Below are 19,096 nucleotides of genomic sequence, written 5' to 3'. Positions count from 1 at the left end.
CGAGGAGATCTCCAAAGGATAGAAACTATCCTTCAACACCATTTGACAAACTTCCCTATTTTTGGGTTCATTATTTTGTTAAATAAAGTTGGCGTAATGTTTTAATGTCGTCATCCGTCAGCTGTAAACCTTGGTGCAAGTAGTTGATGATGCTGCCAGCTTCTTTTTTAATCTGTTTGATGGCAGTGGCTAAATATTCTGGATTGACACTTAGTAAAGCCCGAATGTTAGCAATCGTATCGCTGGTAGCATGATGAGCTGCCAATTCATCTAAACGTGCATTAATAATGGGGGCGGCAATTCGGTTTGTTAATAGATAATCCTGCTTGATGGTCTGCGGGTCAACCCCTAAAGCGGTGAGGAAGAAAACGGCAGCCATCCCAGTGCGGTCTTTACCAGCCGTGCAGTGAAAAAGAACTGCCTGATTTTCTGCCGTATTGGCAAGCAATGTTTCAAAGAACTGGCGGTAGCTTTGTTTAGCATGAGGATCAGCGATCATGTTGTGGTAGACCCGTAACATTTTTTGATGCCCCAAATTAGGATTGTGACGGTACCGTGCTTCCAATTGCTGTAAGCTTTCGGAATTTTCTGTTTGATCATAATCAAAAACAGGCAAATAGTGATAAGTCGCATTATCCGGTAATTTATCCGGTGAATGCTTGACTTCGTCATCAGAGCGGAAATCAACTACAGCACGCATACCATAATCATTTAGGTAAGCTAAGTCTTGCTGATTTAAAGTGGCTAGCATACCAGAACGTAAGATTTTATGAAATTTAATGTAACGGCCATCTTTCGTTTGGTAACCGCCTAATTCACGAAAGTTGCTGCCGCTAGTGATCGGTAAAGCTCGTAAATCAGTTGCTTCTGTCGTCATTCATTCCAATCCTTTCTGATTCTATATGGTGCTACTTTACCACAAAAAGCCATTTCATGCTGTGTGCTTTCCTTAATCATCAATAATTTCAATACCTAAAACAGTCAAATGGCCGTTAGCTACCAGTTGAATCACCAACTTAGCCATGTGCTCCGGGGAAAAATCGCTGTCAGCGTGCACCCACCAATTAACCGTGCCGATAAAAATTGAGGTCATGTAAGAAATGATAAAGTCTGTGGGAATCTGTTTTTGGTTATGGGTGATTAATAAATGCTGAAAGATTTTTGCATAGCGTTTGGCTAACAATTCTCGGACTAAGTTGGTTAAGCGGGTTGCATTGGCCCCTTCAAGTGCCATGGCATAAAAACGTTTGTTTTCTTTAATCGTTTTAAACACTTGTGTCAATAAATAGGTCACGGTTTTCAGTTTGATTTGATGATTAGCACCAGAAAAGCCACCGGTATCGATGATTTTTAGAAAAGGGGCAATGCTGGCCGTGAAGATTTGATCATACAGGTCTTGTTTATCTTTGAAGTGGGCATAAAAAGTGGTGCGGTTAATCATTGCGGCGTCGGCGATGTCTTGAATGGTCACTGCATCAAAGCCTTTTTCTTCAACTAAGTTCATAAAGGCAGTAAAAATCATTTTTTTAGTCCGCAATACGCGCAAATCTTCTTTTTTTGCCATTAGATTGCCTCTTTTCTTTTTTAGTAAGCGCTTAAATTAATTTTAAAACTAAACTGCAACGTCATTCTCTTTTGTGTCGGTAAAAAATTTGGCTAAGTTAACCAACAGATCAGTTTGTTCCGTTGTTTATCACACAAAAGGGGCAAAATTGCTGATTGAATTTTTTTTGTGAAGTCGTAAACTAAACACAAATAGTATAACAGACAGACTGTTGGATATTCAACAGATGTTCGTTATTCTAACACAAAGCAACTTTTTAAATTAACAATACTTAAGTGCGTTTTAGCACTGAGTGTTGACTTAATGACACGCTTGATGATGGGCGCAAGTTGGCTGAAGAACTTTGGAGGGACTTGTCATGGTAAAACAACTATATGGTGGCATTGATGTGGGTTCAACAACCGTTAAATTAGTCATTATGGATGCAGAACAACAAACGTTATTTGCCCGTTATCGGCGGCATTATTCGGATGTTAAAGCAGCAACGCAAAAAATGCTTAAGGAAGCGCTGGCAGAAATTTCACCAACTGTACCGATGGCTTTTACCATCACGGGATCTGGTGGCATGGGGTTAGCTAATCTATTAAAACTAAAATTTGTGCAAGAAGTGATCGCTTGTACTAAAACAGTTGAAACGCTAATTCCAGAAACGGACGTCAGCATTGAGCTAGGGGGAGAAGATGCGAAAATTACCTTCTTTGGGGCTTCTTTGGAGCAACGAATGAACGGTAGTTGTGCTGGTGGTACTGGTGCGTTTATTGACCAGATGGCTAGCTTGCTGAAAACGGATGCCAATGGCTTAAATCAAATGGCAAAAGATTACCAAACGATTTACCCGATTGCTTCCCGTTGTGGCGTCTTTGCTAAAACGGATGTGCAACCTTTAATTAATGATGGTGCACGTAAAGCAGACATTGCGGCGAGTATTTTTCAAGCGGTAGTTAATCAAACTATCGCTGGATTAGCTTCTGGACATAAGATTAAAGGCAAAGTTGCCTTCTTAGGCGGTCCGCTGTACTTTATGGATCAATTAAGGGCACGTTTTATTGATACTTTAGCGTTAACGCCAGAAAATGTCATTTTTCCTAGCGATCCGCAGTTATTTGTAGCAAAAGGGGCGGCTTTATATGCTTTGCAAGAAAAGCCGATTAATTTAGTGACCTTATTGGACCGTTTGGAAAATGGTGACGATAACGTCATGCAGCCATCGAAAGCTTTAACACCTTTATTTGAAAACGACGAGCAATTGCAACAATTTCGGAAACGGCACGCACAAGCTAAAGTAGAAACGCGTTCTTTGACAGACTATCATGGGGTTGCTTTTCTAGGAATTGATGCTGGTTCAACCACCACTAAAGTTGCCTTGATGAGTACGGATCATAAATTGCTCTATACTTATTACGACAATAATGACGGAGCACCTTTGGAGAAAACAGAAGCCATTTTAACTGACCTCTACGCTAAATTACCGGCGGACGTTACCATTGGTAAGACTTGTGTGACTGGTTATGGGGAACATCTAATTAAAAATGCATTGAAAGTTGATGTGGGAGAGGTAGAAACGGTTGCCCATTACCGTGCGGCACACTACTTCCAACCAGATGTGGATTTTATTTTGGATATCGGTGGCCAAGATATGAAGGCGATGACGGTTAAAAACAACGCGTTAGCCACCATTCAATTAAATGAGGCTTGTTCTTCTGGCTGTGGTTCTTTTATCGAAACGTTTGCCTCCTCTTTAAAGTATGACGTGAAAGATTTTGCTCAGGCAGCATTATTGGCTAAGCGACCTGCCGATTTAGGTTCCCGCTGTACAGTGTTCATGAATTCAAAAGTGAAGCAAGTGCAAAAAGAAGGCGCAACTATCGGCGATATTTCTGCTGGTTTATCCCTGTCAGTCATTAAAAATGCTTTATTTAAGGTAATCAAGTTACGCCGGGCAGAGGATTTAGGAAAACACATTGTCTGTCAAGGGGGCACTTTTTATAACGAGGCCGTGTTGCGCGCCTTTGAACAAATTTCTGGGCGCCAAGTGATTCGGCCTAATATTGCTGGCTTGATGGGGGCTTATGGCGCGGCATTGGTTGCAGAAACGGCTTACCAGCCTGGTGATCAAACGTCATTATTGAACACGGCGGCGATGAAGCAACTCACTTTTAAAAAGGAATTTATGCACTGTGGTTTGTGTGAAAATAATTGTGGCTTAACCATTACCATTTGTAGTGACGGTCGGCGTTTTGTAACCGGCAACCGGTGTGAACGCGGTGTCGCTCGGGGAATGAAAACCCACGTACCTAAGGACAACGGGAAAGTGAACTTAGTTCAAGAAAAATACCAAAAATTATTCAGTTACCGGCCCGTACGTAAAAAAGAAGCTCGGGGTGTTATCGGCATTCCGCGCGTCCTCAATATGTATGAAAATTATCCTTTATGGCAAACTTTCTTTAAACAATTAAAGATTCGTGCAGTATTGTCGCCACGCAGCAGTAAAAAACAATTCGAAATGGGAATCGAAACCATTCCTAGCGATACAGTTTGCTATCCAGCTAAACAAGTCCATGGACACATCCAAGCATTGATCAAAAAGGGAATTAAAACCATCTTTTATCCCGGAATTGTTTTTGAGCGGGAAGAAAATAAAGATGCACAGAACCACTTTAATTGTCCAATTGTCCAGTCTTATCCGGATGTGATTAAAAATAATGTGGATGAAATTCGGGCTGGTCAAATAGATTACCGAGACCCTTATTTGAATTTAGCTGACCAAGCTTCTACTGCCAAGCATCTTTACCAAACGTTTAAAGATTTTGGGGTGACTTTGCCAGAAGTTAAACAGGCATTAACTGCTGGTTATAAAGAATTAGCCCACTTTAAACAATATATCCAAGATCGAGGCGAAGATACGTTAAGATTGCTTAAGCAAACTGGTGAGCGTGGCATTGTGTTGGCAGGTCGTCCGTATCACTTAGATCCAGAAATCAACCATGGGATTGCCCAAATTATTACGGCGGAGGGCTTCCATGTTTTAACAGAGGATTCGATTGCCCATTTAGGTGATGTGAAAGGATTGCGTGTGGTGAATCAATGGGTTTACCATTCCCGGTTGTATGCAGCAGCCCGGGTTGTTGCTCGGGAACGGCAGCTAGAATTTGTGCAGTTAAATTCTTTTGGTTGTGGTTTAGACGCCATTGACACTGACCAAGTTGAAGAAATTTTGGCACAGTATAATCGGCTATACACTTGCTTAAAAATTGATGAAGGCACCAATATGGGTGCAGTTCGGATTCGGTTGCGTTCTTTAAAAGCTGCGGTAGCTGAACGTAAGCGGCGCCAAATTTTGCCACAAAAACAATATCCAGATGCTAAGCCAGTTCCGTTTACTAAAGGCATGCGCAAAGCAAACTATACGTTATTGATGCCAATGATGTCACCGATTCATCAACATGGGTTAGTGGATGTCGCGTTACAAGCCTCTGGCTACAATGTGGTTAATTTGCCGATGAAAGACCGTCATGCGATTGATGAAGGCCAAAAATTTGTTAATAATGATGCTTGTTTCCCGGCAATTATTTCAATTGGTCAAATGGTAGAAGCTTTAAAAAGTGGTAAATATGATTTAACGCATACAGCCGTGATGATGACCCAAACTGGTGGCGGCTGTCGGGCAACCAACTACATTCCGCTGATCCGTAAAGCTTTAAAGGATGCTGGTTTTGGACAAATTCCAGTGGTGTCGATGTCGTTTGGTAACCGTGGAGTCGAAAAAACACCTGGCTTCCAATTAACGCTTCCCTTAGTGAAACGGGTTGCTTTGGCCTTTTTGTACGGTGATTTGTTTGAACGTGTGGTTTACCGGACGCGGCCGTATGAAAAGACGCCTGGGCAAATTGATAAAATGCACGCTCAGTGGCTGGAATTGGTTAAACCTAGTGTAGAAAAAGGTAGTTTTCATGATTTTAAACGCAATGTTCAAGAAATTGTGCATGACTTTGATACTGTACCGCTGCAACAGCAGACTAAACCTAAGGTAGGACTGGTTGGAGAAATTTTAGTGAAGTACTCACCAATTGCCAACAATAACATTGTCCGGCTACTCGAGCAGGAAGGTGCTGAAGCAGTTGTACCAGACATTGTTGGGTTCATGAATTATTCGCTTTATAATCAAATTTACCGTTATAAACAATTTGGCTTCAGTAGACAAACTAAAATGTTAGCTGAACTAGCCATTAAAATAATTAAATGGTGTGAACAACCACTGCAAAAGGCGTTGACCGACTCACAAAGATTTGATGGGATTGCCGCGATTGAAGATTTGGCACACGATGCTAGCAAAGTGTTATCTCTAGGCAATCAAACGGGAGAAGGTTGGTTCCTAACTGGTGAAATGATTGAATTACTAAAAAGTGGGGTTGCTAATATTATTTGTATGCAGCCGTTTGGGTGCTTGCCTAACCATGTGGTAGGTAAAGGTGTCGTCAAAGAATTACGTCGCCAGTACCCACAAGCAAACATTGCGCCGATTGATTATGATCCAGGGGTTTCAATTGTTAATCAATTGAATCGGATTCGTTTAATGCTAGCAACAGCAAATAAAAATCTTGCGACAACGCAAAAAATGACGCCAGCAGCTAAAGCAACCAAGCAGCAAACAAATTTTGCACCTGCAAGATAAATGGCTCAGATTTAAAAGGGGCAGTGACAAAAGTGATAATTTTGTCACTGTCCCTTTTTTAATGATGAACGTTGTTCAAAACGCGTACCATATTTGTTTTAATTATTAAGCTTAGTTTCAATAAATTCTTTTAAGACAACAGCTTGATTGTGTTTTTCGTCTTTAGCACCAAATAGCAAAATTACTGTTGGTTGTTGCTGGATTAATTTTAGGAAATCAGGTGTTGCCGGATTAGCTGCCAATTCTGCTAAATAGCGCTGCTTGAATTCTGGATATTTAGCAACATCATGGTTAAACCATTTACGTAAATCATTAGTAGGCGCAATTTCTTTTTCCCATTGGTCCAAAGCTGCATTTACCTTACTGATACCACGTGGCCAAAGTCGGTCGACTAAAATCCGGTAACCATCATGGTCAACCGGCTTGGTGTAAATTCGTTCCAGTTTAATCGTCATCTTGTCATCCCCTTAACTGCATTATACCGATTTAACTAATTAAAGTTAACCGTTAGCTATAGCAAAACTGCTTATTGTAAAGTCGCCGCTAACTGGGCAACTGCTTGCGGTAAATCAGCTGGTCGTGCAACAAAACTGTCTGGTGCTGCGGCTTTTAATTCTGGGATGCTGCCAAAGCCATAGGTGACGGCAATGCTGTGTAGTTGGTGTTGATGGGCACCGTTGATGTCATTTTCGCGATCGCCCACCATCACTAATTGTTCTGGCTGATGGAGGCCAGCTTGTGCTTGCGTGTAGGCGATGATTTCACTTTTTTTAGAGCGTTTTTCATCCATCGTTGCACCAAAAATGCCAGTAAAATAAGGACTCAAATTAAAATAATCGCTAATTTGGTGAGCGAATTTTTCTGGTTTAGAAGTGGTGATGTAAAGTTGATAGTGGTGGCTTAGGGTTGCTAAAGCAGCGGGAATACCTGCGTAAACTTTGTTTTCGTAAATGCCTTTTTGTGTATAATATTCACGATAAGCAACTAGCGCTTTTTGCGCTGTCGCAGCGGATACGTTACAATATTTCTGATAAGATGCCAATAAGGGTGGTCCAATAAAAAGTTGTAACGTGGCTGCATCTAGTGGTGGTAGTTGCAATTGCTGTAGTGAATATTTAATGGAATTGGTAATTCCTGCTTGGGAATCCGTCAAAGTACCATCTAAATCAAAAAAGAGCGCGTGCAGCATATAAGAACCTCCTAAAAATGATCAATAAATCTAGTTTCATTATACGAGATTTTATCAGAACGTGGTAAACTAATTAGTAATGTGATAAATTTAGTTAGTCAAGCAAGGAGCGTTGACATTTATGGAAACACCCAGTAGAAGTCGGGCGCGGCGCCAGAACGTGGTTGCAGCGCCTAAAAAGCATGGTGGCCTAGCGGTTTTATTGTGCTTTTTGGCAACGATTGGCCTATTAGTGGCTGTTGGGACCGGTGTTGCAAGGCAACGGGTTTTTAATGCGGATTATTTAGTGACGCAATTGGACAAAACGGATGCAGGGAAACAACTTGCCAAGGTTGCAAACGCCGAAATTAGTAGTATTGCTGAGGATCGTGGCTTACCAAGTGCCGTTGTGCCGCAGACCGTCACTAAACATGCGGCCCAACAAGATCTTGATCAGACTGTGCGCAATTTATTAGCTGGTTCTGATCAACCTGTCACGGTTGAACACATTATTGCACACAACAAATCAGCTTTAACGGCTAAATTAAATCAACAGACGGCTAATTTTTTTGATCAATACGGTGCGGCCAATGCGTTGACTAGCGGATTGACGGATACTTTAGAAACCCGTTTGACTAATGAGTTAAATACTGATCAGGTGTCAAAAGCTGTTCAGGAAGTCGGTACTGTTAAGCGCTTGGTCAATGTGGCTTTTTGGATTGGCATTGTCGTAACAGTGTTATGTTTAATTGGTTTAATTTGGTTAGATCGTTCTGTGTTCCGATTTGCTAAGCAGTTTGGTTGGATCACTTTAATCAGTGGTTTGTTAATCTTTATCGGTTATTTTGGTGTTTCCTCAATGGGAATTGTTGAACTTGCCGCAGCAACGGTAGGCTCATTTGGTACTGCTGCTGCAGCCTTGGGAAATGCTGTTTTAACCAGCTACGCCCGTCCAAGTTATGTCTTGATGATTATTGGGCTTTTGAGCTTGTTGCTTAGTTTGTTTGGCAGACGGCAGCGGCGTTAATTGAATTAATTAATCGGTTGGAGCAGATGCTTTCAAGAAGGTCCCTTCTAGGGTGAGGAGGGCTTGCTTGGCATCTGCTTTTTTATTGTCAGGATGTGTTGAAAGGAGAACTTATGGCTTTTTTAGGTATTTTATGTTTAATTTTAGTCACTACGTTATTAGCAGGACACTTTAGTCGTAAACTAGGCATTCCAGCTGTGATTGGTCAGTTGCTGGTGGGAATTGTTTTAGGCCCAGCCATGTTAAATTGGTTGCAACCAGGCACTTTTATGCATGATTTTTCGGAAATCGGCGTCATTTTGCTAATGTTTATGGCCGGTTTGGAAAGTGATATCGGGTTATTAAAACGATATTTACGGCCTGGTGTCTTAGTAGCCGTCGTCGGGGTCATCTTTCCCATGACATTGGTGACATTGGCTAGTTTCTTGTTTGATTTCACACCACTATTAGCCATTTTTATGGGGGTTATTTTTACTGCAACATCCGTTTCAATTTCAGTTGAGGTGTTACGTGAGCTGAAATTATTGGACAGTAAAGAAGGAACTACTATTTTAGCGGCAGCAGTGGTCGATGACGTTCTCAGTGTGGTTATTTTAAGTATTCTAGTCAGTGTCACCGGTGAGGCCACTGGTGGGCACACACCTAGTCTGGCTGTCAGTTTCATTGAACAAATTTTATATTTTGTCGGGATCTATTTCGTTGTCAAATGGATTGCACCGTTTTTGATGCGATTATCCGAGCGTTTTTTACTAGGAGCTTCAGTGACGATCGTTTCATTGGTCATCTGCCTTGGAATGGCTTACTTAGCTGATTTTATCGGCTTATCTGCTGTTGTTGGGTCCTTTTTTGCTGGTATTGCTGTGGGGCAAACGCCTTACCGTGCAGAAGTTGATCACAATGTTGAACCAATCGGTTATGCGGTTTTTATTCCAGTATTTTTTGTTAGTATTGGGTTAGAGATGAGCTTTAAGGGCATTGGTGATGCGCTGTGGTTCATCGTCTTGATGACTGTGCTAGCTGTATTGACAAAATTAGTTGGTGGCGGTATTGGTGCTGAAATGGCTGGTTTTGACTTTAACAGCAGCTATACTGTAGGTGCTGGTATGGTATCACGTGGTGAAATGGCTTTGATTATTGCGCAAATCGGCTATCAAGCCAAATTAATTCATCCAGAATACTATTCCGCAATTATTATTGTTATTGTGTTAACCACGTTGCTGGCGCCATTTTTATTAAAACACGCAGCAGCCAGACAACTAAAACAGCACCAAGCAGAACAGACGATTAAGTAAAGAAAATGCTGGCTCACGCAGTGGGGGGTGCTGCGAGATGTCGCTAAGTGGAAGCGGGCTGCTTGTGTTAACACATTTGATTTTATTAAATTAATGCGGGTCAGTGGGCTATCATTAAAATAAGCCGGAAAGTCTGTTTTGTAGACTTTCCGGCTTATTGTGTGTGGTTTTTAAAATTACTATCGCTAATAATCAGCAAAAATAAATTGTAGTTCTTGTTGTTCTGGCTTGAAGTTAACCGTTAAGTGTCGGTTAAGGTCTTCAACTAGATTATAAGCAAAATGTGCTTGTTGATCAGGTGTTTTAAGGGATTGTGTAAATTGATGCTGTTCAAAATTAAAATGGTGTAAAATAAAGATGTGATCGGTGACGTAATTAAGGTTATTTTCCTTATGATTGGCACCAGGTTTTAAGACGCTATCAATATATTGATAAAGTGTTTCTAAATCATTGTGCAGCGGCTTGGTTGTATCCATGGTCTTTTTCAAAGCGGTGGATTTTCCGGCTAATTGAGCGTTTAAAGTGACTTGTGTCAATGCTTGATATAATTTCATAACGCACCTCCTAATTAAATTATATCAGTGATAACGATATTAGTTAATTTTTAATCACTTAAAATGTGGTTTGATGTTGTCATTAAAAATATTAGGGGGAATTCCCTTAAAGTAAAGAAACATGTTAGAATGAGACTACTATCTGGGACTTTTGAGTTAAGTATGATATTGGAGATGGATCAGCATGACAATGTTCGTGCTTATCAGCTTGTTAGTCGTTGCCGCACTGATTTATCTAACGGCAGCGCGTTTGGTAACGGGCGGCGTCGCACTGATAATTTTTATCGGCGAAGCACTAATTGGGATTATTGGCGCTGTATTGACATTTGGGCTACAGTTTTGTATTCGGATCAAACGGTTAGCAGTGCGCGCTAAGCAATTTGTTCAAAGTGAATCGTAATTAGTATCATTTGCATGAAAATATGAATTAGCATGTTTAAAAAGCGTGCATTCTAGTCAACTATCTAGAATGCACGCTTTTATTTGATTAAATGTCGCTCAGTTTTACTAATGCTTAGTTTGCCAAGCGGCGATCGCTCTGGCAGCTAATGCTAAGCTTAAGACAGCATCTTTTGCTAAATTTTTTTGAACTAATTCATGATCCAGTTGTTCTGTTGCCCCGATGACTTCTAAACCGTAAGTTAGGATGTGCAGGTCTGTTTGCACGTCGTAACCAGCGCTATAAGCATCTTCATGTGCATAATTGTAGCGCAAACTGCCATCACTAGGTTCGCCATCAGTGTGGGTAACAATAATTCGGTCTTGTAAATCGCTTAAAGGCTTAGTACCGCCTTGCAACGTTAATAGATGGTCTGATTCTTGCTGGTAATATTGATCTTCACTGATGGTGAAATAGTCTTGAACCGGCTGTTTTAAGACATGCAGCTGGTTCAATGCGGTGTAGATTGACTCAGTTGCCAATTTTTCATCGCCAATTTTAATTTGGTCGTTATGTTCTTCTAAGTAATCTGCTAATTGACTTAATGTTTGTGTTGCCATTAGATACCCTCATTTTCTGTTGGAAATTAAGTTATTGGTGAAGTTGCATTAATTTTACCATAGTTTTAATTTTAAGTTAAAAATTAGTCTAGAAAACTAAAATAGGGTTGGTAACCGCCTGTGCGATTGACACCAACCCTATTTGTGAATTTTATTTAATCATTTACGACAACATAAGCAACATCCAACGGGCCGTGGACACCAGTCACTAATTGCATTTCAATATCACCAGAATTAGATGGACCAGTGATAAAATGAATGGCGGAGCTGTCCAAACGGCCAGCAGCCCGCTCTTTTTCGTACCAAGCAACTGCCTGAGTTGAACGTGGGACGATGCGTGAGCGCGGCACAATACTTAAATAATGTGTAGGTAAAAAGTGGAGCGCACGGCCTTGGCCAGGAGAGGAACTAACTGTGATGGTACCAGATTCTGCTAATAAGAAATCGGCAAAACTAATGCTGATGTTAGCTGTTTCCGCGACTTTTAAATTTTCTTCTCGGCTAGCATCTGGCCGCCAATAAGTGACGGCTTGGTTAGCAGCAATTTCTTTTTGCCAAGTGGTGAGGTTGAAGTCATTAAACCGTTCACTAGTGGGTAACAGCACTGGACCACCGCCGCTTTTTTCAATGTAATCAGTTAAGAGCTGCGGTAAATCAGCTAAAGTCGTTTCATAAAATGAAACTGGCAATGCTTCACTATTTTTTTTGGCTAAGCTGAATAATTCGGCTGCTGTTTTGTCTTTAAGTGTTTGTTGGGGTAAATCATTGACTTGCTGGTAGGGATGATCAGCTAATTGGTGCCGTGGCTGATTGAGGCGTTCAGCTAAATGATTTAAAAATTTTTCCCGGTTTTGAATCGTCATTGTGGATTACCCCCTTTTTTGTGCTGCTTAAACCAAACGCGGAAATCGTCGTGGTGTTTCGGCGGCGCAGGTAGGTCCCGCACATCAGTCCAGCCGCCAACCATTCCTGGCCCGTTGGTGATCATTGCGCCATTATAAGCGAAGAAGTTGGTTGCAGTGACTGGCCGGTGATGTGTCCAAGGTCCTAAACCAAAATGCTTGAAACGCAACGCCATTTTGAACATGAAGGGTGAACGTGTTCCCATCCCCACTACGCGCATTTGAAAATCATTAAAGCCGTGCATCATTTTAAGTCGGTCGGTTTCAACTTCCCGATGCTTAATCAGTAAATTGTGTAGTGGAATTAAAACAGGACAAGTTTCTGTACAAGCAGCACAAAGACTGGAAGCATAAGGCAATTCGCCAAATTGCTCATAGCCGCCTAAAATTGGTGATAAAACAGCACCAACTGGTCCCGGATAAAGTGAACCGTAGCCGTGGCCGCCGATCTGCCGGTAGACAGGGCAAACATTTAAGCAGGCACCGCAACGGATACACTGGAGAATTTCTTGAAATTCAGTGCCTAATGCACGCGAACGATTATTGTCTAAAATGACCACATAGAAGTTTTCTGGGCCATCGCTTTCTTGAGCTGTTTTTTGGCCTTCGAAAGTGACGTAAGTGGTTAATTTTTGGCCAACCGCGGAACGAGCCAGCATGTTATCTAAAATCTCAGCTTCTTTCATGCTTGGGACTAATCGCTCCATTCCCATGACAACAATTTGTGTTTTAGGAATGGAATCAGCTAAATCAGCGTTACCTTCGTTAGTGTCTAAATTAATGAGCCCAGAGTCTGCAATGGCAAAATTACAACCGGTGATGCCGATGTCTGCGGCTAAAAATTGTTCACGTAAGTATTTTCTAGCAAAACGCGCCATGCGCTTGGGATCATTGTCGCCTTGATAGCCGATTTTTTTGAAAATTTCTTGGACTTGGTCCCGATTTTTATGAATGGCTGGGAAAACAATGTGGGAAGGCTCATCCCAATCATCTTCTTCAAGGATGAATTCTGCAAGGTCAGTTTCTAATACGGATACATCTGGTAAAGCATCTATCTTTTCATCTAAACCTAATTCACTGGTTACCATGGATTTTGATTTAACGACGTGCTGACCTTTTTGTTGCTTAATAATATCTAAAATAAAATCATTAGCTTCTTCAGTTGTTTGGGCAAAAAAAACATTGCCACCACGTTTATCAACGTTGTCACTGAATTCTTCTAAATAATCGGGCAAATAATTTAACACGTGTTGCCGGATGGACTGCCCCAGCTTACGCCAATCTTCCCAATGACCTAACTCAGCTCGGGCAGTTTCTCGTTTATCGTATTGGACATCTTGCGCCTTTGCAATTGACCCGTGTGCAAATTGATCACTGGCAGCTTTAGCAATGCGCTCTTTAAATGGTAATGTGCTAGTTGATAATCCCATCATTAAACCTCCTTACGTTTACACAACCTGATTAAGGAAAAGGTGCCGGCGCCGGGGCAGCGACTTCGCTGACTTTTTTAATCCGACTTTCGTCGACGTCGTGATTGAGCACCTGCGCTAAATGCATGATTTTAATGGCTTTACCTAAACGATTGAACCGGCCACCAATGTTCATTAAGCAGCCTGGATCGCAAGAAATTAAGATGTGTGCACCGGTTTCTTCAATGTGTTGCACCTTAGAAGTCACCATTAATTCAGAAATTTCGTGCTCTTTTACGGAGAAGGTACCACCGAAGCCACAGCAGTATTGGATACCAGGCAAATGCCGCATTTCTAAGCCTTTAACGTGTTGTAACAACCAAAATGGGGTTTCACGTTCACCTAATAATCGCGTCATATGGCAGGAGCGATGGTAAGTTGCAGTGTCAGTCAAAGTTGCACCGCAATCTGCAATGCCTAAAACACGCCAAATGAATTGTGAAAATTCATAGATTTTTGCGGATAAAATTTTAGCTTGTTTCATGTATGTCCCGTTAGGATCAGTGGGATCATCGACTAATAATTGCGGGTATTCCTTTAAAATGGCGGTGCAAGAACCGGCTGGACAAACGATATAATCACAATCAATTGCAGACAACGCATCAATTTGATTATGCATCACGGACCAGCTGGCTTTAACATAGCCGGAATTAAAAGTTGGTTGGCCACAACAAATTTGATTGCTTGGCACATCAACCGTACAGCCTAAGCGTTCAAGGACTTCAACCATATCCTGACCAACTTGGGGAAACATCAGATCCATCATGCAAGTGGTGAATATGCTGACTTTCATCAGAAAACCTCCTTAGCTAAACGATAGCAGTTATCATTTAATAACGTTATTCATCTACAGCTTAAGTATAGGTCATTTTGCATTAAAAAGAAAAGGCTTTCTTTGCTTATGTCAGCGAATAATGCGTGTGAAATATTGATTTTAGAAATTAACTTGGTTTTATTATGCTGTAAATATAAGTGTGAAGACGTGTTTTATAAACTGGATTGGGCAGAAATGAATCCATTTAAACTAAATTATAGAAAGCTTTACATGAAAAAAGAATAGCAAGGATGCGATGAAAAAGCATCCTTGCTATTCTAATGATTTTGGCTTAAGACAAGGTCAAGCTAATCTGTAAAGGTTAAAAATTAGGGATTGCCCTAGTTTTTAGCTATTCCTGATTTATAGCTGCTGTCGTGGTTGTGGGCACATTAAAGTTCATGCTTTTGGTTAAATTTGAAATGTAGCGAAGGCCGCGTTGCCGGATATTAATTGCGGCAGTTTGATCATCGTTGCTAACAAAACCACAGTTCAAACATTTGAAAGTGTGCCGTTCTTTTTGGCGATTAGTTGAGCTAGTAAAACCACATTGTGGACAAATGATTGAAGTTTCGTTATTAGGTACTTGAATAATCGCAGCACTTTGCCCAACTAATTCAAACAAAATGGTAAATAAAGCTTTGTAAAAATAGTCGGGACTTAAAATGATGTTTGGTGTTTTATTCACATCTAAACTAGGGTGCAATTCAGTGACGTAAATGACGTTATCACCATAATGTGCAATTAATTGGTTAACGATTTTACGGCAGGATTTTAAAACATAGCGTTTGAGCATGTAAGACAATCTAGTTAATTCAACATCATCATCTAAAGTTTGTGTTTGCCGCTGGAGTTGGCGAATTTCATGCTGATAATCTAAAATGTGTTTCGAAATAACGGAACCAGGTACTTGTAGAAAATCATCACTGCCATCAGTAGCCGAGATGACATTGATTTTACCGTAATCCAAGCCAACAACGCGAAAATGTTGTTGGGATTCAATCAATTTTTTGATCAGCTCATCAGCTTCACGTGGTCCACTGACTGGCTCAGCGTGACTTGCAACGGAAATTTGACTGAAGTCAGCAGCCGCCGCGGAAGTTGGGTATGAACTAGCAGTTGAATACGCACTGGAGGTTGTTTTACTTGTTGCACTGGCAGCCTGTGGGTGCGTAACATGACTTGCTGCTTTTTCTGGTTTGTGCTGGTGGCTATTTTCCTGACTAGCAGCCTTTGCATAACTTTTTTGTGGTTTGTTACTAGTCGCCTTATTGTGTTTTTGACCTGCTGATTTTAAATTGTTAGCTGGTTTCGCCTTAGCGCTCGTTTTAGATTTTGTAGAAGTTGCATTGGACTTAGCATTTGATGTTGCATTATTTTCTGCTTCTTCAGGTAAGCGTAACCGAATACCCTGATTGGGATTTTGTCCCGGTAACATTAAGATCCAACCATCATCCCGCAAAGTCATTAGCCAACCACGTTTAGGGGTACTGAAGATTTTTTCACTGGATTGTTTCGGTTCTAAAAGCAATGTATAAGAATCGAGTTTGTTCAGTTGCAACAGTAGCTCTTGTGGTTCACCATCATGAACATTAAGGGTGGTTCTAGCAAAGACAACAAAGCTTTTGTCTGGAATCGCCGTAATGTGTTCATTGCGGAAAATATCCATCATCACATTGATGGTGGCTTGCGACATCTTACGCTTAACGCCGATGCGCTGATTTAACTTTTGATAAAGATCTCCTTTGTCAGCACCGTGGTTGATCATTGCCACGGCGCGTTTTTGAATCGCGTTTTGCCGATTGATCAATCGGCGGATTTCGTTACGATTTTGAAATTTTTTAAATGCCAAATAGCTTGGCCCCTTTCGCAATTACGATTTAGTTATTTTTGAATAATTGTATTAAACTAATACTATAATACCGCATTTTGTAAAACTTGAATAGCCGCGGCAATTGTCAAGATAAACGATTAACTGAAAAGAAGGAATTCATGATGAAATTTACAACACAAGATGAGATCAAGTTGAGTTACACCGATCAAGGCCAGGGACAACCGGTTGTGATTTTAACCGGCATTGGCGGTTTCAAAGAAATTTGGCAACGACAGATTACGGTTTTGTTAACGGCCGGCTACCGCGTCATCAATTTAGATTGCCGCAATCAAGGACAATCAGAACACACTGATAAAGGGTTACGGATTTCCCGCCACGCCCAAGATTTAGCTGAATTAATTCAGCAACTTGAGTTGCAGCAAGTCATTTTGATGGGTAATTCGATGGGTGCGGCAACAATTTTTGCTTACGTTTCACTATATGGCTCAGCAAATATTGCCCGTGTAATCGATGTAGATCAATCACCACAAATGGTGAACACATCGGAATGGTCCTACGGCTTTAAAGCACTGACTTGGAATAATTTCTATACTTATTTACAAAAACCATTTGGTAAATCAACGTTTAAACGAATTGATTCGCGAATCTACCAACAAATTCAGCTGTTAAAAAAGGCATTTCCCTATGATGCCAAATTGAACTTTCCTTTTTTAGTCAATCATGCACTGCAAAATTGGCGCGATGTTTTACCACAATTAAGTTGTCCCATTTTATTTATTGTTGGCGCCAATAGCCCGTATTTCAATCCTAAATTTGCGTCTGTCGCGGCTGAAATGACCGCGCAAGGGCAAGTGCAGGTGATTGAACAAAGTGGCCACATTGTGATGGCAGAACAACCTGAAAAGTTTAACCAAGCGTTAATTAATTTTTTAAAACAGTAAGGGGAAATTGTCCGACCGCTTAGGCTAACTTAATATAGACAATAATTTGCGGATATGGTAGCGTTATCATATGGGAAATGGTGCGGTCTTGTCCGCTATTTGATGTGTTGGTTAGAAAGGAGTCGGAAAAATGCAACCACAAACGGTTTTAAATGATCCGCTACTGAATAAAGGGACTGCTTTTACGTCAAAGGAACGGCAAACATTAGGCTTGACCGGGTTACTGCCACCGCGCGTTCAAACACTGCAAGAACAAGTTACACAAGCATATGCGCAATTGCAGACCAAAGCAACACCACTTGCAAAGCATCAATTTTTAATGCAACTTTTTAATCGCAATCGTGTTTTATTTTATCAATTGTTTCAGCAGCATTTAACCGAAATTTTACCGCTAATGTATACGCCGACGATTGGGGATGTTGTTGAACAATACAGTCAACAATTTATTGAAACTAGCGATGCAGTTTATTTGAGTATTGATGAACCAGAAACGATGGCACAAACACTAAAGAATGCAGCTGCTGGGCGTGAGATTAAAATGGTCGTTGCAACTGACGGTGAAGGTGTTTTGGGGATTGGCGACTGGGGAACCAATGCCGTCGCGATTTCTGTTGGTAAGCTAATGGTTTATACCGCAGCAGCTGGGATTGATCCGCGGCATGTTTTACCAATCGTTTTAGATGTTGGAACGGATAATCAGCAACTGTTAGCCGACCCCAATTATTTAGGTAATCAACACCGACGGGTTCGTGGTGCTGCTTATTACAACTTTATTGATCAGTTTGTCCAAACCGTTGAACGTGTTTTTCCGCATGTCTTCTTACATTGGGAAGATTTTGGTCGTAAAAACGCAGCAGCGATTTTAAATCATTATCAAGATAAAATAACAACCTTTAATGATGATATTCAAGGAACTGGTATTGTTGTCTTAGCTGGAATTTTGGGTGCTTTAAGTATTTCTGGGGCTAAATTAACGCAACAGCGATATTTGTGTTTTGGTGCTGGCACGGCTGGTACGGGTGTCGCCAAGCGGGTCTTCCAAGAAATGCAACAACAAGGTTTGTCGGCAGAGCAGGCACGGCAACAATTTTATTTAGTGGATAAACAGGGACTGTTGTTTGATGATATGCCAGATTTAACGCCGGAACAAAAGCCTTTTGCGCGGCAACGGCAAGAATTTTCCCAAACGGATTTAACTGATTTAGCTGCCATTGTTAAAGCGGTTAAGCCGACAATTTTAGTGGGTACTTCTGGGCAACCAAAGACATTTACTAAAGAAATTGTGCAATCGATGTGTCAATATACTGAACGTCCGATAATTTTTGCAATGTCTAATCCAACAAAATTATCAGAAGCAATCGCGGCTGATCTGATCGAGTGGTCTGCAGGAAATGCACTAGTTGCAACTGGCGTTCCGCAAGCACCAGTGACCTATAAAGGGGTGACTTATGAAATTGGACAGGCTAATAATGCATTAGTTTATCCTGGTTTAGGTTTAGGGGTAATTACCGCGCGTGCTAAACGATTAAGTGACGAAATGATCTCCCGCGCTGCTCATTCATTAGGCGGCATTGTGGATGTTGCACAACCCGGTGCTGCCGTATTACCGCCAGTAGCTAAAGTCATGTCCTATCAGCCTAAAATAGCTGCAGCGGTGGTTAAATGTGCTTTGACGCAAGGTTTAGCACAACAAAAAATTGATGACGTAGCTATGGCAGTAGCAGCGAATCAATGGCAGCCGATTTATAACTGATTTGATTAGCAGTTGCTAATCTTTATAAGAGTACCAACTATGATTCAGTATTTTTGGCTCATAGTGCGGTACTTTTTATGTTGGCTGGATTTAAGCAGGTGCTTAAG

At 41.1% G+C, this 19,096-nt stretch carries 16 protein-coding genes; 6 read left to right on the top strand and 10 right to left on the bottom strand.

Translation table 11 applies throughout. From position 1 onward, the window contains the following. Positions 1-70: 70 nt before the first annotated feature. Both FC24_RS06950 and FC24_RS06945 read right to left on the bottom strand, forming a co-directional pair. Positions 71-877, bottom strand: a complete 807-nt coding sequence (locus FC24_RS06950; RefSeq protein WP_057874169.1) for a tyrosine-protein phosphatase — start codon at positions 875-877, stop codon at positions 71-73. Between the two features lie 72 nt (positions 878-949). After that, complete coding sequence (locus FC24_RS06945; protein ID WP_057874168.1) at positions 950-1,564, bottom strand: TetR/AcrR family transcriptional regulator; 615 nt, start codon at positions 1,562-1,564, stop codon at positions 950-952. A gap of 358 nt (positions 1,565-1,922) precedes the next feature. On the opposite strand from FC24_RS06945, the gene FC24_RS06940 reads away from it, so the two are divergent. Continuing rightward, positions 1,923-6,236 carry a 2-hydroxyacyl-CoA dehydratase gene (locus FC24_RS06940; RefSeq protein WP_057874167.1) on the top strand — a complete coding sequence of 1,438 codons (4,314 nt, stop codon included), beginning with the start codon at positions 1,923-1,925 and terminating at the stop codon, positions 6,234-6,236. Positions 6,237-6,334: 98 nt separating this feature from the next. Here the strand turns inward: FC24_RS06940 and FC24_RS06935 are convergent, their stop codons facing one another. Both FC24_RS06935 and FC24_RS06930 read right to left on the bottom strand, forming a co-directional pair. Beyond that, positions 6,335-6,691, bottom strand: coding sequence for a DUF488 domain-containing protein (locus FC24_RS06935; RefSeq protein ID WP_057874166.1), 357 nt, complete (start codon positions 6,689-6,691; stop codon positions 6,335-6,337). A gap of 71 nt (positions 6,692-6,762) precedes the next feature. Next, complete coding sequence (locus FC24_RS06930; RefSeq protein ID WP_057874165.1) at positions 6,763-7,425, bottom strand: HAD-IA family hydrolase; 663 nt, start codon at positions 7,423-7,425, stop codon at positions 6,763-6,765. 121 nt (positions 7,426-7,546) lie between these two features. Between FC24_RS06930 and FC24_RS06925 the strand changes: the two genes are divergently transcribed. Both FC24_RS06925 and FC24_RS06920 read left to right on the top strand, forming a co-directional pair. Beyond that, positions 7,547-8,431 (top strand): hypothetical protein, encoded by an 885-nt coding sequence (locus tag FC24_RS06925; RefSeq protein ID WP_057874164.1) that lies wholly within the window; start codon positions 7,547-7,549, stop codon positions 8,429-8,431. A 113-nt stretch (positions 8,432-8,544) separates the two neighbouring features. Further along, positions 8,545-9,723: a cation:proton antiporter gene (locus FC24_RS06920; protein WP_057874163.1), complete on the top strand. Its 1,179-nt coding sequence runs from the start codon at positions 8,545-8,547 to the stop codon at positions 9,721-9,723. A gap of 185 nt (positions 9,724-9,908) precedes the next feature. Here the strand turns inward: FC24_RS06920 and FC24_RS06915 are convergent, their stop codons facing one another. Next, positions 9,909-10,277: a hypothetical protein gene (locus FC24_RS06915; protein WP_057874162.1), complete on the bottom strand. Its 369-nt coding sequence runs from the start codon at positions 10,275-10,277 to the stop codon at positions 9,909-9,911. A 184-nt stretch (positions 10,278-10,461) separates the two neighbouring features. On the opposite strand from FC24_RS06915, the gene FC24_RS06910 reads away from it, so the two are divergent. Next, positions 10,462-10,677, top strand: coding sequence for a hypothetical protein (locus tag FC24_RS06910; RefSeq protein ID WP_057874161.1), 216 nt, complete (start codon positions 10,462-10,464; stop codon positions 10,675-10,677). A gap of 107 nt (positions 10,678-10,784) precedes the next feature. Here the strand turns inward: FC24_RS06910 and FC24_RS06905 are convergent, their stop codons facing one another. The 5 genes from FC24_RS06905 to FC24_RS06885 form a co-directional block, all read right to left on the bottom strand. After that, the gene (locus FC24_RS06905) at positions 10,785-11,276 is read right to left on the bottom strand and encodes a hypothetical protein (protein ID WP_057874160.1); all 492 of its coding nucleotides are present in this window, start codon (positions 11,274-11,276) and stop codon (positions 10,785-10,787) included. Between the two features lie 155 nt (positions 11,277-11,431). After that, positions 11,432-12,139 carry a LutC/YkgG family protein gene (locus FC24_RS06900; protein WP_057874159.1) on the bottom strand — a complete coding sequence of 236 codons (708 nt, stop codon included), beginning with the start codon at positions 12,137-12,139 and terminating at the stop codon, positions 11,432-11,434. Beyond that, positions 12,136-13,608: a LutB/LldF family L-lactate oxidation iron-sulfur protein gene (locus FC24_RS06895; protein WP_057874158.1), complete on the bottom strand. Its 1,473-nt coding sequence runs from the start codon at positions 13,606-13,608 to the stop codon at positions 12,136-12,138. The genes FC24_RS06900 and FC24_RS06895 overlap by 4 nt, the downstream gene beginning before the upstream one ends. A gap of 31 nt (positions 13,609-13,639) precedes the next feature. Beyond that, positions 13,640-14,440, bottom strand: coding sequence for a (Fe-S)-binding protein (locus FC24_RS06890; protein ID WP_057874157.1), 801 nt, complete (start codon positions 14,438-14,440; stop codon positions 13,640-13,642). A gap of 373 nt (positions 14,441-14,813) precedes the next feature. Then, complete coding sequence (locus tag FC24_RS06885; protein ID WP_057874156.1) at positions 14,814-16,313, bottom strand: zinc ribbon domain-containing protein; 1,500 nt, start codon at positions 16,311-16,313, stop codon at positions 14,814-14,816. 143 nt (positions 16,314-16,456) lie between these two features. Between FC24_RS06885 and FC24_RS06880 the strand changes: the two genes are divergently transcribed. Both FC24_RS06880 and FC24_RS06875 read left to right on the top strand, forming a co-directional pair. Continuing rightward, positions 16,457-17,236: an alpha/beta fold hydrolase gene (locus FC24_RS06880; RefSeq protein WP_057874155.1), complete on the top strand. Its 780-nt coding sequence runs from the start codon at positions 16,457-16,459 to the stop codon at positions 17,234-17,236. A gap of 130 nt (positions 17,237-17,366) precedes the next feature. Continuing rightward, positions 17,367-18,989 carry a malolactic enzyme gene (locus tag FC24_RS06875; protein ID WP_057874154.1) on the top strand — a complete coding sequence of 541 codons (1,623 nt, stop codon included), beginning with the start codon at positions 17,367-17,369 and terminating at the stop codon, positions 18,987-18,989. Positions 18,990-19,096: the final 107 nt, after the last annotated feature.

This window comes from Loigolactobacillus rennini DSM 20253, from assembly GCF_001436505.1.
GTDB classification, from domain to species: domain Bacteria; phylum Bacillota; class Bacilli; order Lactobacillales; family Lactobacillaceae; genus Loigolactobacillus; species Loigolactobacillus rennini.
Note: the sequence above shows the minus strand (reverse complement) of the source record. Positions and strands in the feature narration are given on the sequence as shown.

Excerpts from the sequence above, each read along its gene's own strand:
- FC24_RS06915 (WP_057874162.1), bottom strand. The coding sequence starts at position 10,277 with ATGAAATTATATCAAGCATTGACACAAGTCACTTTAAACGCTCAATTA.
- FC24_RS06895 (WP_057874158.1), bottom strand. The coding sequence starts at position 13,608 with ATGGGATTATCAACTAGCACATTACCATTTAAAGAGCGCATTGCTAAA.
- FC24_RS06920 (WP_057874163.1), top strand. The coding sequence starts at position 8,545 with ATGGCTTTTTTAGGTATTTTATGTTTAATTTTAGTCACTACGTTATTA.
- FC24_RS06880 (WP_057874155.1), top strand. The coding sequence starts at position 16,457 with ATGAAATTTACAACACAAGATGAGATCAAGTTGAGTTACACCGATCAA.
- FC24_RS06890 (WP_057874157.1), bottom strand. The coding sequence starts at position 14,440 with ATGAAAGTCAGCATATTCACCACTTGCATGATGGATCTGATGTTTCCC.
- FC24_RS06935 (WP_057874166.1), bottom strand. The coding sequence starts at position 6,691 with ATGACGATTAAACTGGAACGAATTTACACCAAGCCGGTTGACCATGAT.
- FC24_RS06945 (WP_057874168.1), bottom strand. The coding sequence starts at position 1,564 with ATGGCAAAAAAAGAAGATTTGCGCGTATTGCGGACTAAAAAAATGATT.
- FC24_RS06875 (WP_057874154.1), top strand. The coding sequence starts at position 17,367 with ATGCAACCACAAACGGTTTTAAATGATCCGCTACTGAATAAAGGGACT.
- FC24_RS06905 (WP_057874160.1), bottom strand. The coding sequence starts at position 11,276 with ATGGCAACACAAACATTAAGTCAATTAGCAGATTACTTAGAAGAACAT.
- FC24_RS06910 (WP_057874161.1), top strand. The coding sequence starts at position 10,462 with ATGACAATGTTCGTGCTTATCAGCTTGTTAGTCGTTGCCGCACTGATT.
- FC24_RS06950 (WP_057874169.1), bottom strand. The coding sequence starts at position 877 with ATGACGACAGAAGCAACTGATTTACGAGCTTTACCGATCACTAGCGGC.
- FC24_RS06925 (WP_057874164.1), top strand. The coding sequence starts at position 7,547 with ATGGAAACACCCAGTAGAAGTCGGGCGCGGCGCCAGAACGTGGTTGCA.
- FC24_RS06930 (WP_057874165.1), bottom strand. The coding sequence starts at position 7,425 with ATGCTGCACGCGCTCTTTTTTGATTTAGATGGTACTTTGACGGATTCC.
- FC24_RS06900 (WP_057874159.1), bottom strand. The coding sequence starts at position 12,139 with ATGACGATTCAAAACCGGGAAAAATTTTTAAATCATTTAGCTGAACGC.
- FC24_RS06940 (WP_057874167.1), top strand. The coding sequence starts at position 1,923 with ATGGTAAAACAACTATATGGTGGCATTGATGTGGGTTCAACAACCGTT.